Annotated in this window: 12 protein-coding genes and 1 riboswitch; of the genes, 1 reads left to right on the top strand and 11 read right to left on the bottom strand. The window is 38.0% G+C overall.

What is annotated here, in order from left to right; all coding sequences use genetic code 11:
- Together KS419_RS04290 and KS419_RS04285 are read right to left on the bottom strand one after the other, a co-directional pair.
- Positions 1-609, bottom strand: coding sequence for a succinate dehydrogenase cytochrome b558 subunit (locus KS419_RS04290; RefSeq protein WP_217064847.1), 609 nt, complete (start codon positions 607-609; stop codon positions 1-3).
- Between the two features lie 406 nt (positions 610-1,015).
- A complete protein-coding gene (locus KS419_RS04285; protein ID WP_217064846.1) occupies positions 1,016-2,365 on the bottom strand; it encodes a TrkH family potassium uptake protein in 1,350 nt (449 codons plus the stop codon).
- Between the two features lie 130 nt (positions 2,366-2,495).
- Between KS419_RS04285 and KS419_RS04280 the strand changes: the two genes are divergently transcribed.
- Positions 2,496-2,987 (top strand): DUF2507 domain-containing protein, encoded by a 492-nt coding sequence (locus KS419_RS04280; protein WP_217064845.1) that lies wholly within the window; start codon positions 2,496-2,498, stop codon positions 2,985-2,987.
- Positions 2,988-3,044: 57 nt separating this feature from the next.
- On the opposite strand, the gene KS419_RS04275 is transcribed toward KS419_RS04280, so the two are convergent.
- From KS419_RS04275 to KS419_RS04235, 9 genes are all read right to left on the bottom strand, one after another.
- The gene (locus tag KS419_RS04275) at positions 3,045-4,298 is read right to left on the bottom strand and encodes an aspartate kinase (protein WP_217064844.1); all 1,254 of its coding nucleotides are present in this window, start codon (positions 4,296-4,298) and stop codon (positions 3,045-3,047) included.
- Positions 4,299-4,552: 254 nt separating this feature from the next.
- Positions 4,553-4,727: riboswitch (Lysine riboswitch) on the bottom strand.
- A 141-nt stretch (positions 4,728-4,868) separates the two neighbouring features.
- The gene (gene uvrC, locus KS419_RS04270) at positions 4,869-6,659 is read right to left on the bottom strand and encodes an excinuclease ABC subunit UvrC (RefSeq protein WP_217064843.1); all 1,791 of its coding nucleotides are present in this window, start codon (positions 6,657-6,659) and stop codon (positions 4,869-4,871) included.
- 248 nt (positions 6,660-6,907) lie between these two features.
- Positions 6,908-7,222, bottom strand: coding sequence for a thioredoxin (gene trxA, locus KS419_RS04265; RefSeq protein ID WP_217064842.1), 315 nt, complete (start codon positions 7,220-7,222; stop codon positions 6,908-6,910).
- Positions 7,223-7,720: 498 nt separating this feature from the next.
- Complete coding sequence (locus KS419_RS04260) at positions 7,721-8,692, bottom strand: electron transfer flavoprotein subunit alpha/FixB family protein (protein ID WP_217064841.1); 972 nt, start codon at positions 8,690-8,692, stop codon at positions 7,721-7,723.
- 18 nt (positions 8,693-8,710) lie between these two features.
- Positions 8,711-9,481, bottom strand: a complete 771-nt coding sequence (locus KS419_RS04255) for an electron transfer flavoprotein subunit beta/FixA family protein (protein WP_217064840.1) — start codon at positions 9,479-9,481, stop codon at positions 8,711-8,713.
- Between the two features lie 81 nt (positions 9,482-9,562).
- Complete coding sequence (locus KS419_RS04250) at positions 9,563-10,339, bottom strand: enoyl-CoA hydratase (protein WP_217064839.1); 777 nt, start codon at positions 10,337-10,339, stop codon at positions 9,563-9,565.
- A 73-nt stretch (positions 10,340-10,412) separates the two neighbouring features.
- Positions 10,413-11,000, bottom strand: a complete 588-nt coding sequence (gene fadR / locus KS419_RS04245; protein WP_217064838.1) for a fatty acid metabolism transcriptional regulator FadR — start codon at positions 10,998-11,000, stop codon at positions 10,413-10,415.
- Positions 11,001-11,395: 395 nt separating this feature from the next.
- A complete protein-coding gene (locus KS419_RS04240) occupies positions 11,396-13,114 on the bottom strand; it encodes an AMP-binding protein (protein WP_217064837.1) in 1,719 nt (572 codons plus the stop codon).
- 389 nt (positions 13,115-13,503) lie between these two features.
- Positions 13,504-15,210: a long-chain-fatty-acid--CoA ligase gene (locus KS419_RS04235; protein WP_217064836.1), complete on the bottom strand. Its 1,707-nt coding sequence runs from the start codon at positions 15,208-15,210 to the stop codon at positions 13,504-13,506.
- Between the last annotated feature and the right edge of the window lie 489 nt (positions 15,211-15,699).

Here is a 15,699-nt window from a genome sequence, read left to right as displayed (position 1 = left end):
CTACACGAATGCTAAAATTGCTCGAACTCCCACAAATGACATCGCAAGAAAAATTCCCATCGTAACGTACGTTGCGATAACTTGTGATCTTGGAGATACGGTAATTCCCCAAGTAACTGCAAAGGACCATAAACCATTGGCTAAGTGGAACGATGCTGCGATGATTGAGATAATATAAAGGGTGAGAGCAATAGGATTGGCAACGATATTTGCTACCATATCATAATTCACTTCTGCACCTAACGCTTTAGCGATTCGTGTATCCCACACGTGCCAAGCAACAAAAATAATAGTGATGACACCTGTCCAACGCTGTAGGCGGAACATCCAATTCCGGAAATAGCTATATGTAGAGGTGTTATGCTTTGCTTGAAAAGCAATATATAAACCATAAATACCATGAAAAAGAATTGGAATATAGATCATGACGAACTCTAAAACTAATAAAAATGGCAATTTTTCCATAAAACCTGCTGCTTGATTGTAGGCTTCAGGACCATTTACAGCCTGATAGTTAATCATAAAGTGAACGACTAAAAAAGCACCTAATGGAATAACGCCCAACAAGGAATGCAGCTTGCGGTAGAAAAATTCACGATTCGTGGACATCAAACTTTCCCCCTGTTTATCATTTTTTTCGAAAATGGTGATACTTGCTGAGTATGGTATTTTGCCTCCTTTTTCTCAAATTCTATTATCCTATTTTAAGTATTAATCATAACAGAATTTGCACATATTTGAACAATCTGTGACATTTTCATTTTACCCTCGATACCCTCCATCGTCAAGAAAGCGGATACACCTTATATTTTAACAGAAAAATGTTAAATAGAACACAATGTTTATAATTTTCCAACAGAAAAGGCTGTGATTTTTATCATAGCATGAGGGCAGGAAACGTGGTAGAGCACCTTTCTCCATAGATCCAGGTGCTCTTTACTTATAATTATTATCATAAGCAACAAAAATGTCAAAAGTTCAGACTATTTTTTCACAATACCAATATTTACAACAATCAGCCGATTATAATTCTTTCCGTAGGATATTTATAATTAGTTTTCTTCTCTTTTCCACGGATGGAGAAGAGGAATGCCACTAACCCAACCCGTCCTATCAACATGAGGACCATCAATGTGACTTGACTGGGCAATGAAAGTGTTGGGGTAATTCCCATGGATAACCCGCATGTTCCGAAAGCCGAACTCACTTCGAAAATGATGGCCATCAATTCCAATTCGCTACTGTGCTCAAAAGCACTGACGAGAATGATAGCCAGAAAAAGACCTACAACGAACACCGATAAGACAATAAAAGCCTTTTGCCTATCTTCTTGATGAATTTCCCTGCCAAATGCTTTTACGTCATTACGCCCCATTGCAAAGCTTTTTATGGTTAAAAACATTACAGCGAGAGTCGTGGTACGAATTCCACCACCCACACTAGATGGGCTGGCACCAATAATCATTAGTGCTGACAAAAATAGTAGGCTTGCTAATGTTAAGTTGGAAACATCCATCGTTGCTAACCCCCCACTCCTGGCTGTGGCAGAGTTAAATAGCGAGAAGAATAACTGTTGATGCCAAGCTAGTCCCTCATAAAAAGCATTCTTTTCCAAAATCCATAATCCAATAACCCCAACGATAAATACAATAAAATAAGTAGTTGTAGCAATCTTGGTAAAGAGACTAAATCGGAAACTCCTGTCTTTTGAAGTGAAATACGCTTTCAATTCCATCAAAACTGGAAATCCGATGGCTCCCGCAAAAATTAACAGGATATTTACCATTTGAACAAAATAGTCATCTACAAAGGGGATGAGGGATGCACCGGTTACATCAAATCCAGCATTTGTGAAAGCCGATAGCGCTCCGAACACCCCTTGATAATAAGCTTCCGCTGCAGTCTCGAAGTAGTTCAAATAATATGTACCTAAAATTAATGCTCCGATAATCTCTATCCCTAAGGCAACAGCTAAAATACCCCTCATTAGACTTACTAGCCCAGAAAAAGCAATCTGATTATGGTCCACCATAATTAACATTCTTTGAGACAAATTTATTTTTCTTCCAAAAACCATCCAGACAAATGTCCCCAATGTCATTACACCGATTCCGCCTAATTGAATGGCAAGGGCTAAAAAGAATACCCCCCATCCACTATATGTTTCAGATACATTAACAACAGTCAGTCCCGTTACACTTACAGCACTGACAGAGGTAAAGAGTGCCTCTGAATAAGTAACGCTTACTCCTTCTTGAGTGGAAATTGGTAAATATAATAGAACACTAAAGACAAACATTGCAATTATATATGAAGTTACAATGATCCGAAACGGACTAAGGAGTTTACTCATTCCTAGTTTCATCCAAATTATACCTCCAGTTTATTTCGGGGTTTAGTATAACATTTGTTGATGTCAGTTACCATAAAAGTATCAAAATAGATTTGGCTTTTTTTCTCCTTAACTTAACTTTATGTGGTAATATGAGTAGGGATTGAGTAAACAAACGTTCGAGATCACGGATACGGGGGAAGGAATGTTGATGGGAAACATGAAGAAAAAGTTTGATTTAGTAGGAGAAGAGATGAATACAACTGTTCCAACCTATGGCTTTCAGCTCCTCCGCCACTTACTGTTGCCGGAACTCTTAGGAGAAGAAGAAGAAATGATCTTGTATTGGGCAGGAAAAGCACTGGCAAGAAAATTAACCGACGAGGATATAACTGACTTAGTTCATTTTTTTGAGGAATCCAGTTGGGGGACTTTGTCTTTAGTCAAGGAAAAGGGAACAGAGCAGCATTATGAACTGATTGCCCCATTGATGGATAAAACGCGACCATTAACATTGGAATGCGGTTTTTTAGCACAGTGGACAGAACGAAAGGTTGGTTTTATAACGGAAGCAGCCTATGAATTAAAAAGGAAAAAGCCTCTCACATTTCGTATAATTGTGAAATGGGATAAATCAGACCCAATAGGTATTTAATATATAGCAAAAGGGACATGAGGGACAGGTACTGTCCCTCATGTCCCTTTATTGGACTTATGAAGTAACTTTTTCAACATCCCTTACTTCTTCCTCCACTGCATCCAAATCAAAAGCAGTATGTAATGTTTCAACTGCTTTTACCATATCCACTTCCGGCACCACTGTTGATACTTTTATTTCAGACGTACTTACCATTTTAATAAGGATTTCCTCATCCGATAGGGCTTTAAACATATTTGCAGCAACACCAGGATTAGATATCATACCAGAACCCACGATGGAAACTTTAGCTAGCCCTTCTTCAAAACGAATTTGTTTATAACCTAAACGTTCACTGTTCGTTTCTAAAATTTGAAGTGCTTCCTGTAATTTATGGCTATGGATGGAAAAGGAAACATTCAGTTCATTTTCTCCTGTCATCTGTTGAATAATGATATCCACATCAATATCGCTATCTGCTAATGCCGAGAAAACGTCCGACATGGAATGGTATCTATTTGGGAGTCTTTCAATCGTAATCTTTGTTACAGCACCTTCAAACGCAAGACCTCGTACTGTTAAATTTTGTTCCATTGATGCTTCCTCCTCTACAATAGTCCCTTCCGCTTCAACCATGCTCGATCGAACGATGAGGGGTAATTCATAGTTTTTTGCAAATTCCACTGCCCTTGGATGTAAAACTCCTGCCCCTAAATTTGCCAACTCCAGCATTTCATCATAGGAAATACTTTGTAATTGCCGGGCGTGTTTTGCCACCCTTGGATCACATGTATAAACACCTGTAACATCCGTAAATATTGTACATGATTCCGCCTTTAAGGCAGCAGCTAATGCCACAGCTGTCGTATCAGAACCTCCACGTCCCAGTGTAGTTATTTCACCACTTTCAGACATTCCTTGAAATCCGGCAACAATAACAACTTTATCATCATCTAGATAAGATTCTAATCGCTCTGTATCAATTCCTGTTATACGGGCATTTTGATGAACAGGTTCGGTCTTAATTCCTGCTTGCCACCCTGTTAATGAGACAGCATTAATTCCCAATTCCTTTAAAGCCATAACCATTAATGAAATGGTCACTTGCTCTCCAGTACTAAGGAGCATATCCATTTCCCGTTTGTCAGGAGATTCACTAATATCATATGCAAGCTTTACTAACGCATCCGTTGATTTCCCCATTGCTGAAACAACCGTTACGACACGGTTTCCTGCTTCTTTTGCCTGCTTAATTCTTTCTGCTGCTCGTTTTATCCTTGATACATCACCTACTGATGTACCACCAAACTTTTGAACAATCGTCGCCAACCAAAACGCCTCCTCTTTTTGTTCAACCAATTTTGATTAATTCCCTTTCCCTGTTTTTTTAAACAGGAATTTTTTTCTTGATGAAAAAGAGTTGACCTAACCCACTCGAAAGCAAAATAACATTTCAAAACCTCATTTTTTATGTGCTTCCGTTTCACACTTTACCTAAATAAAGCATAAAAAAATCGACAGCAGGAGATTCCCACTGTCGAATACGACTTTTTAAATAAACAATGAACTACATAAAAGCCGCTCCGTGAGATAGTCCTCCATACAAATTGTATGACAGTCCTACATTTATTCAATGTAGGTCCAGAGTATTACCGATGAGGGGTAATTTCTCTTCGGCGGATTCCCCTTTCCGTTGTGTTCCATGAAGCTCAACCTTCTCCCACAACGTACTAATGTCTCCGCGCCTCTACCACCACTTCATGAGCTGAAGTATATGGAACTAAAACAAAACTTGATTACTAGTTTATCAGATTCTATTTCCTTATGCAAGATAACCTGACATAAAGAATTCGCTAATTATTTTGCTTCTGATTCAGTGATCCATTGGACCAGAGAAGATTACTCTCCCGTTTCATCCTTTTCTTCATTGATTTTATTCATTAAATCTCTAGCAGCTTTTTCAGGAATTCCCGCTGCTCTTATCTCGTCAAAAGAAGATTCTTTTAGTCGCTTCAATGATCCGAAATGTTTTAGTAAAGAACGTTTACGTTTTTCTCCGATCCCTTCCACATCATCTAAAACAGAAGAAAACATAGACTGTTTCCTAATATTTCGATGAAAAGAAATAGCAAACCTATGAACTTCATCTTGAATTCTCTGCAATAAGTAGAACTCCTGACTCGTCCTTTTTAGCTGTACAATTTCAGGGGGATCTCCAAACAACAACTGTGAAGTGCGATGCTTTTCATCTTTCGCAAGACCACAGACAGGAATAGATAGACCAAGTTCATCTTGGATTATCTCTTGCGCAGCTGAAATCTGGCCTTTTCCCCCATCGATTACAATTAAATCCGGGAGTGCTTGACCCTCTTTCAGAAGTCGTAAGTATCGTCTCCTCACGACCTCCCGCATAGATTCATAATCGTCTGGTCCCTGGACTGACTTTACTTTATACTTCCGATAATTTTTCTTATCCGGTTTTCCATCAATAAATGAGACCATGGCTGATACGGGGTCTACCCCTTGTAAATTAGAATTGTCAAAGGCTTCAATTCGGTGAGGAATATCAATATTTAACGCTTCTCCCAGTCGTTCCACAGCAACAACGGTTTTTTGTTCATCCCGTTCAATCAGATCAAATTTTTCTTTTAAAGCAATTTCTGCATTTTCACTTGCTAATTCCACCAAGGCCTTTTTTTGACCACGCTTCGGTTGTAATGTTTTCACACTTAAAAACTGAGAGATCAGGTTCTCATCCACCGTATTTGGGATGAAAATTTCTTTAGGTTTTTGATGCTGATCATTCAAATAAAATTGTCCAAGGAATGTATAAAAATCATCGGCAGCGTCTTGGTAAATAGGAAATAAAGATACATCCCGTTCTATCAGTTTCCCTTGCCTCACAAAGAAAACTTGAACACACATCCAACCCTTATCATAGGCATATCCAAACACATCCCGGTCCACCAGATCTGTTACAGTCATTTTTTGTTTTTCCATGACCGATTCAATATGTTGAACCTGATCACGGTATTCTTTTGCACGTTCAAATTTTAATTCCTCAGATGCCTCCAGCATTTTTTTTGTTAAATCTGCTTTTATTTCCTTATGTCCCCCATTTAAGAAACGTGTAATTTCCTGAACTAATTCCTGGTTTTTCTCTTCGGTCACTTCAAATTCACAAGGTGCTAAGCATTGTCCAATGTGGTAATAAAGGCAAACTCTGTCTGGCATGGTTCGGCATTTCCTAAGGGGATATAAACGATCTAACAATTTCTTCGTTTCATTTGCTGCATGAACATTTGGATAGGGTCCAAAGTACTTCCCGCCATCTTTTTTAACTTTACGCGTAGTAATTAGTCGCGGGTGTTCTTCTTTCGTAATTTTTAGATAAGGATAACTTTTGTCATCCTTCAAAAGAACGTTATACCTCGGTTCATGTTTCTTTATGAGATTTTGCTCTAACAACAATGCCTCTATATTAGAAGACGTGACAATATATTCGAAATCCGTTATTTCACTTACTAATCGTTGTGTCTTTTTATCATGAGAACCAGAAAAGTAGGAGCGGACACGATTTCTTAGCAGTTTTGCTTTTCCAACATAAATAATCGTCCCGTGTTTATTTTTCATTAAGTAGCAACCAGGCTGTGCTGGTACTAATACTAATTTTTCCTTAATATCAGGCATGTCCTGTCGCCCCTTTTATCGTATAAGATAACATTAATTTCATTTCATTTTAGTATATCTGTCTAATATAGCATAGCTTTTTATCGTGTAACAATTTTACTCTTAAACACTATTCTCCAGACATTTAGAAAACATGCCCAAAGGTTACGAAAACTTATATAACTTCAGAAAAAAAGTGCACCCAAGTTTCTTTGGACGCACTCCTCACATAACTACTTTACTTTATGCAATTTACAGTTCACCAATGCTTATACGTGCTTGTTTAACACGCTTGCTAAAGCTTCTTTTGGCTGGAATCCAACAACTTGATCTACAACTTCTCCGTCTTTAAATACAAGAAGTGTCGGGATGCTCATCACGCCAAATTTACTTGCTGTTTCCTGATTTTCATCAACGTCCAATTTTACAATCTTAACCTTATCTCCCATTTCTCCATCTAACTCTTCTAAGACTGGAGCAATCATTTTACAAGGTCCACACCAAGGTGCCCAAAAATCTGCTAATACTACACCATTACTCGTCTCCGTCGCAAAGTTTTGATCTGTTACATTTAAAATTGCCATTTTATTTCCTCCTCAATACCACATTTTATTCCTTTTAATGTCATTAAACTGCCAATTTATGACAGATATTGAATATTTTGCCTAATGATTAAATTTCAGCAAAAATCCATCATAAATCCCTTAACTGTTATAATATATAACATGCCCTGCGGATGCAAAAATATTGCTCATATTAACTGGAGCAGTGATGTAAGGTAATCTATTCTTTCCTTTTTTAAAGGCTCTGTTATCGTTCAATGTTGATTTTTGCGAAATTCACTCCCTTTCACCACTGGCACAAGTGCGACATCTGCTCATTCTTCGCAGTGTCTTCTTAGCCGCGGGCGGTTCGGGAGCCTCCTCGGTGTTTCACACCTTGCGGGGTCTCCCCTGAACTCACTTTTCCCGCAGGAGTGTCGTAAATTTCGCTAAAAATCATCCTGTTAAAAAATCAACATTAGCCTTTAACATAGCCTTTTTAAAAGCCGTTTCTGTTGGAAACGGCTTTTAAAATGAATATTAAACTAAAACTTTTTTAAATTCTTCCGTTAATTTTGGAACAACATCAAAGAGGTCCCCTACAATACCGTAATCAGCAATTTGGAAAATTTCTGCTTCAGGATCCTTATTGATGGCAACGATAACCTTTGAGTTAGACATTCCGGCTACATGCTGAATCGCTCCACTTATACCTACAGCTATATACAAGTCAGGAGTTACTACTTTTCCTGTTTGCCCAATCTGCAATGCATAGTCACAATAATCCGCATCGCACGCCCCACGGGATGCTCCCACAGCTCCACCGAGAACGGTAGCTAAGTCTTCAAGAAGTTTGAAATTGTCTCCGTTTTTCAAACCCCGTCCACCTGCAACAATAACAGACGCTTCCGACAAATCAACCCCCGATGTCGTGTTTTTCACAACTTCTTTAATTACTGTCTGCAAATCCTTAATTTCAACATCTACAGTTTGAACATTTCCACTGCGTGTTTCATCCTTTTCTAGAGAGGCAATATTGTTAGGGCGTATAGTAGCAAAAACGATTCCATCCTTTACAACCACTTTTTCGAAGGCTTTACCTGAATAGATTGGACGGGTAAAAAGAACTTCATCTCCAACTACTTCAAATGCAATGGCATCGGAGACTAAACCAGAGTTCATGCGTGCTGCAAGCTTTGGAGCAAGATCTCGGCCAATGGCAGTATGACCTATTAATATTCCATCTGGGTCCTCTTGTTCTACAACAGTCTGAACTGCTTGGGCAAAACCACTAGGTGTATACTTTTCTAATTTATCACTTTCAACAAGAAGGACACGATCAGCACCAAAATAAATTAATTGTTTAGATAAATCTCCCACATGGTTTCCAATTACAACACCAACTACTTCTCCCCCATTGGAGATTTGTTTTGCTGCTGCAATCGCTTCAAATGATACATTTCGGAATTCCCCATCCCGTATTTCACTGATGACTAGAACTTTTTTTGACATGTTCTGATCCCCTCCTGTTTATATCACTTTTGCTTCTGTTTTTAATAAAGATACTAATTCTTTAACTTGGTCATCTATTTCCCCTTCAAGAATTTTTCCGGCTTCTTTTTCAGGTGGCAAATAAAGGTCCACAGTCTTTGTTTTTCCTTCCACGTCTTCCTCATCAAGATCTAAATCATCAAGATCAAGTGTATCTAGTGGTTTCTTTTTCGCTTTCATGATACCTGGCAAAGAGGGATATCTTGGTTCATTGAGACCCTGTTGGGCAGTTACTAAAAGGGGTAAGCTCACTTCAATTAATTCTTTATCCCCTTCCACATCTTTTTCCACAACAGCTTTATCATTTTGAATTTCGATTTTAATAACTGATGTTACATGATTTATATCAAGCTTTTCTGCTAACCTTGGACCAACTTGCCCTGAGCCACCGTCTACAGCTACATTTCCACCTAAAATAATATCCACTTCTTGCTCTTTAAAATAGGCTGCCAGAATGGCTTGAGTGGAAAATGCATCTCCATCTTCTACATCTTCATCCTCTATGAGAACTGCTTTATCTGCACCCATTGCCAACGCAGTACGGAGTTCTTTTTCCCCTTCATCATTCCCTACAGTAACGACAGTCACTTCCCCGCCATGCTCTTCCCGAAGTTGAATCGCTTCTTCCACAGCGTACTCATCATAAGGGTTTATAATGAACTCAGCCCCATCTTCTAAAATTTTCCCATCTTCAATCTGTATTTTTTCTTCCGTATCAAAAGTCCGTTTTAAAATTACATAGATATTCATCCATTACCCTCCTATTTCGTTTCTTGATATAAAGTCGATCTTTTTCCATTCATTCAAACGTGTTTTAGTACCCCCTTTACTCTATCTATCTTTGAAAACCGGTTTTCGTTTTTCTATAAATGCTTGAATTCCTTCCGTTGCATCTTCCGATTTAGCTACTTCACCAAAATGAAGTGACTCCTTTTGTTGAGCTACTTCCAACTTTTCTGAATTAGAAAGACTTATTAGCTCAAGTGTTCGCCTGACAGAGATTGAACCTTTAAGAGCAATCTTTCTTGCTAATGCTTTCCCTTCACCCAATACTGTTTCAGGCGGAAAACATCGGTTGGCTAATCCTATTTGAACTGCTTCTTCACCCATTACCGTGTCAGAAGAAAGTAGTAATTCCGTTGCTTTTGCTTTACCTACAAGCTTAGGTAATCGCTGTGTTCCGGCAAATCCAGGGATTAAACCAAGTTGTAGTTCCGGTAACCCTAACTTCGCATCCGTTGAAACAAAACGAATATGACAAGCCATTGCAAGTTCAAGACCACCACCTAATGCTGCACCATGTATAACTGCAATGACAGGCTTTGGAAACGCTTCAATTTTAGAGAAAACTTCTTGCCCTTTCCTTGACATTTCCTGAAAGGTTTCTTTTTTATCTACCTTTGTAAACTCTTTAATATCAGCACCTGCCGCAAAAAAACGTCCTTCTCCATGAAGGAGTATAACTTTCACCGTTGTTTCTTCTTTCAGTTGGTCAAAGGCCGTTTCGATTTCTTGAATCATAGCTTGTGATAAAGTGTTTGCAGGCGGATGATTTAACGTAATAATTCCAATGTTGTCTTCTTTACTTACTTTAATCAATGTCCCCATATTTCAAGTGGCTCCCCCTTCCCATTATGGTAAAACGTATAAAATCCTTATTTTCATTGGTCACCAATAGATTCTATTCCTGCTTAAGCCCATTTAAAAGCATCTTGTGTAACGGTTCCGCCAGAGGTTTTAACTTGTACCGATGATCTTTCATTACCCAGTTAGTTACTACTTCATCAATAGACCCAAAAATAACCTGCCTTGCAATCCGTCTGTCAATGGATTCCGGAAAAAATCCAGTTTCAATCCCTTCTACGAGAATGGAATCGATTAATCCTAAATACCCCTTTAATACTTCGTTAATTCTGGTCCTGAGTGCCAAATTTGATTGTCTTAATTCTAATTGAGTAACAATGGCTAAATTATAATCCGCTTCCAGTTGTGTTAAATGAAGCTTAATGAGAAGAAGTAACTTCTCCTCAACAGATGTTTTACTTGCCAGTTTTTCTTGACTGAATTGGACAAACGTTCCCATCTTCTCTTCAAATAAAGAAATTAATATATCCTCTTTATTTTTGAAATATAAGTAAATTGTACCGTCAGCAACTCCTGCCTCTTTGGCAATTTTAGAAACTTGTGACTGATGGTATCCATTCTCTGCAATAACTTTAACCGCTGCATTAATAATTTGTTCGTATTTTTGTCCTCTCTTTTTTCCCATTATCATCACTTCCTCAACTCTCATAAGAAAAATGAATGATCATTCATTCATATGTTCAATTTTAGTGTATCTTTTTAATTCTGTCAATGACCTATATCTTATCTGATTGTTGATAGGGAAGCAAAAAGGATAAAAAGAAATGAATGATACTCAGTCAAATATCCATACACGATTGTCGTAGATGACATACGATGTATCATTGAGAAGTTTAGTAAATATACAGAGTTATAGCCATGGAAGGTGGTGCTGTGACTTATGATATTCTTGATCACTCTCGTGCTGTTTATCCTATTGGTAATTGTCGGTGCTCTATTTTTCCTTGACCGTTACTAAGCCATGAAAGAGGGTGATTTAAAAGGTATTTTTGGACCTTTTTCATCACCCTCTTTTGCCCATTAACTACTTTTACTTTGTTTTATATCTGCATTTCGGGCTAATTTATTCTTTTCTTCCTCTACTAAGGCCCTTCTTAGAACTTTACCGACCATAGTTTTTGGTAGTTCGTTCCGAAATTCAAAATGTTTAGGGACTTTATATGCTGATAAATGCTTTCGGCAAAAATTACTTACTTCCGCTTCTGTTATTTGTGCACCCTCTTTCAAGACAATGAATGCTTTTACTGTTTCTCCCCGATAAGGATCTGGTATTCCTATTGCTACTGCCTCCTGAATAGCATCGTTCTCATAAAGTACTTCTTCAATTTCCCTCGGATAAATGTTAAATCCCCCTGCTATAATCATATCTTTTTTTCGGTCCACTATATAAAAGTAACCTTTTTCATCCATATATCCCATATCACCCGTTAATAACCAGTCTCCATGAAAACTCGCTTTTGTCTCTTCTGGCCGATTCCAATAACCTGTCATCACTTGAGGTCCTTTAATAATTAATTCTCCAATTTCTCCAACGGGCGCCGTATCTCCTGTCTCTGCAGAAAGAATGGCCACATCCGTATCCGGCCATGGCAAGCCTATACTACCCGTAGGACGATTTCCCCACATTAAATTAAAATGTGTAACAGGCGATGCTTCTGTTAAACCAAATCCCTCTGAAAGTTTGCCTCCAGTAAGGCTTTCAAATCGCTCTTGTACCTCAACAGGAAGTGGAGCTGATCCACTTATACACACATCAATGGAAGAAAGATCATACTTTTGGACATTCGGATCGTTGATAAGCCCTATATACATCGTCGGAGCACCTGGAAATATTGTTGCCTTTTGTTTGTCAATGGCCTTTAGAACTTGTTTCGTATCAAAACGGGGTAAGATCACCATTTTTGATCGATCCATTACCGAAAAATTCATCCCCACTGTCATACCATACACGTGGAAAAATGGCAGTGCACATAAAATAACTTCATTTCCATGGTTCATATTGTACATCCACTTGATACATTGAGTTGTATTTGCTACCAGATTGAAATGTGTTAACATAACTCCTTTTGCAACTCCAGTCGTACCACCAGTATATTGGAGTAGAGCTAAATCTTTTTTCACATCAATCTTTAGTGGAATTTCCTTTGTTTCAGCAAACTTTAACAAATCAACGAAAGAATGAGTTGTTTTGTTGTATTCTACATCTACCTTAAATCCATAATTTTTCTTTTGAATAAATGGATATATTAAATTTTTTGGAAACGGCAGATAATCTTTAACTTCTGTTACAATCACATGTTCCAAACTTGTTTTCTCCAATATATTCATTACTCTCGGATAAACCAAATCGATACAAACGATAACTTTTGCATCTGAATCCACCATTTGATGTTCCAGTTCCCTTTCCACATATAATGGATTCGTTTGAACGACTATTGCCCCTGCTATCAATGCCCCATAATAACTGATGACTGATTGTGGGGTATTAGGAAGCATTATTGCAACCCGATCCCCTTTTTGGACTCCCAAATCTTTAAGACTATTTGCGAACCGGAGTGCAGAATTATATACTTCTCCAAAACTCATTTCTTTCCCCATAAAATGAAATAAAGTTTTATCCGGTTCTTCTTTTGCTCCTTCTTTTAAATATTCTTGAAGTGGTTTTTCATCATAATTAATTCTCGTCGGAATCTCTTCCGGATATTGAGTGAGCCACGGTCTTACTACATTTCCATTCATGAAATGTCCTCCTTTGTCTCTCCCTTCCGCAGAAACATTCAATCCCCTCTATGGACATTGTAATGAAACCGATTACAAAAATAAACTATCTTGTTTCAATTTTTTAAATTTTTTATTTTTATGAAAAAATTAGTTAATTACAGAAAGTCATACTTTTCAACGATATTAGTGCATTTTTACTCGTATTTCTTTATTGAAGCATATTTAATTCTTTCTTCCTCCCGAAGGAAAGATGCAAAAAGAAAAACAGGTGATCCGAATGGAAGCACCTGTTAATGTGATTTGATTTTCCGCCGTCCTTTTAACCCCCGTGTTTCAAAACTCAAGTGTTATCTATCTCGAAAAAATGACAGTTGGTATTAAAGTAATTTTACTTGATAAGATGAAGTTTACTTTTCATCCCCTGCCACTTCTTTTAATTTGTTTTTCTCTTCCTCTACAAGAACCCGGCGCAGGATTTTACCTACCATTGTTTTCGGAAGTTCATCCCGGAACTCATATAACCTTGGAATCTTATATGAGGCTAAATGCTTACGGGTAAATTCCTCTAGATCTTTCTCAGATATCTCACGCCCTTCTTTCGGAACGATAAAGGCCTTGACCGTTTCTCCACGATATGGATCTGGTACTCCAATGGCACACGCTTCCTGGACATCCTCATGTTCATAGAGAACTTCTTCAATCTCTCTTGGGTATATATTAAACCCGCCTGCAATAATCATGTCTTTCTTTCGGTCAACGATATAGAAAAATCCTTCTTCATCCATATACCCCATGTCCCCAGAAAGGAACCAGTCATCCTTAAACGTCGCTTGAGTATCTTCTGGCCTATTCCAGTATCCTCTCATGACTTGCGGGCCTTTTATCATTATTTCACCGATTTCCTTCGGGGCGGCTGGCTCCCCAGTTTCAGCTGATAATACAGCAAGTTCTGTGTCTGGCCATGGAATGCCAATACTCCCTGTTATTCTTTTTCCCCAAAGTAAGTTGGATGTGGCGACTGGAGACGTTTCGGTTAAGCCATAACCTTCCACTAGTCGTCCTTTTGTAATTTCTTCGAACTTGTTCTGAACTTCCAATGGAAGAGGAGCCGAACCACTAATACAAGCTTTTATAGAAGAAAGATCATGGTTCTTAATGTCCGGATGATTTAACAATCCAATATACATTGTTGGTGCACCTGGAAATAGTGTCACTTTATGCTTTGAAATTGCTTTTAATATATCCTTCGGTTCAAACTTAGGCATAATAATCATTTTATAACCCATACGAATAGACAAATTCATCACAGTTGTCATTCCATACACATGGAAAAATGGAAGTGCTGCCAGTACTACCTCATTACCTTCCTCCATTTTGTACATCATTTCCTGACACTGTTGAGTGTTAACAGTAAGATTAAAATGTGTTAGCATAACACCTTTAGCTGGTCCTGTCGTTCCACCAGTATATTGCAATAAAGCAAGGTCTTCTTTAGGGTCTATTTCTAAATCAATCTCATCTGAACTGCCTTTGTTTAGAAAATCCACAAAGGAGTGTAGTGTGTTGTTATAAGTTAAGTTTACCTTTATTCCGGTATTTTTCTTTTGGATAAAAGGATAGATCAAATTTTTTGGGAATGGTAAGTAGTCTTTAATTCCAGTAACAATGATATGCTCCAATTCTGTCTTATCCAAGACCTTCGCCACTCTCGGATAAACAAGGTCAAGACATATCATCACCTTTGCTCCAGAGTCATTCATCTGATGCTCAATTTCCCGCTCTACATACAATGGATTCGTTTGAACAACAATTGCTCCAGCAAATAAAGCACCATAATACGAAATTACTGCCTGAGGGGTATTTGCGAGCATAATGGCTACTCGATCCCCTTTTTCAACCCCAATAGACCGTAGTTGATTTGCCAACTTCAATGAGGAATCATACAACTCTTTGTAAGTCATTTCTTTCCCCATAAAATCTAATGCTGACTTATCCGGGAATTTTTCCGCAACCCTCTTGAGGTAACTATGCAGTGTTGCCACTTCGTACTCAATTGACTTTGGTATCTCTTCTGGATAATGTTGAAACCACGGCTTTTCCGTTACTGTTTCCATATCCTTCTCCTCCCTTTAAAAAAAGATCTCCCCTTTTTAAAAGCACCTCGATGAAAAGTCACCCCAAATAAAAAGTATAAGACGCCTGAAACTGTCTCCCCAAAGACTAAGCCTCTAAACTTGAGTTTCCTTTTCAACGATAGGCATTCTCCTCTTATCCCCATTTTAATGAAAACGCATACAAAATGGAACCTATTTGTTGTAATTATTTGAATTTTTATATTACTAGAAGAATAGAACCACTGTTAATGCGATTATTATTAGCCAGAATACGTCATCTCAAGATAATTATATGAAATCTTCTAGAATTAATTACTTTTTAATATATATTGGCGATGGAACTGTACCATTTGCCCGAAGGTGCAAAAACTTATACTTTCTTATTTTTTAGGCGCTGTTATCGTTCAATGTTGATTTTTGCGAAATTCACTCCCTTTCACCACGGGCACAAGTGCGACATCTGCTCATTCTTCGCAGTGTCTTCTTAGC

This window comes from Evansella tamaricis (genome assembly GCF_019042215.1).
Lineage (GTDB): Bacteria > Bacillota > Bacilli > Bacillales > Salisediminibacteriaceae > Evansella > Evansella tamaricis.
The sequence above is the reverse complement of the archived record's forward strand: the minus strand, read 5'-3'. Positions and strand labels throughout refer to the sequence as shown.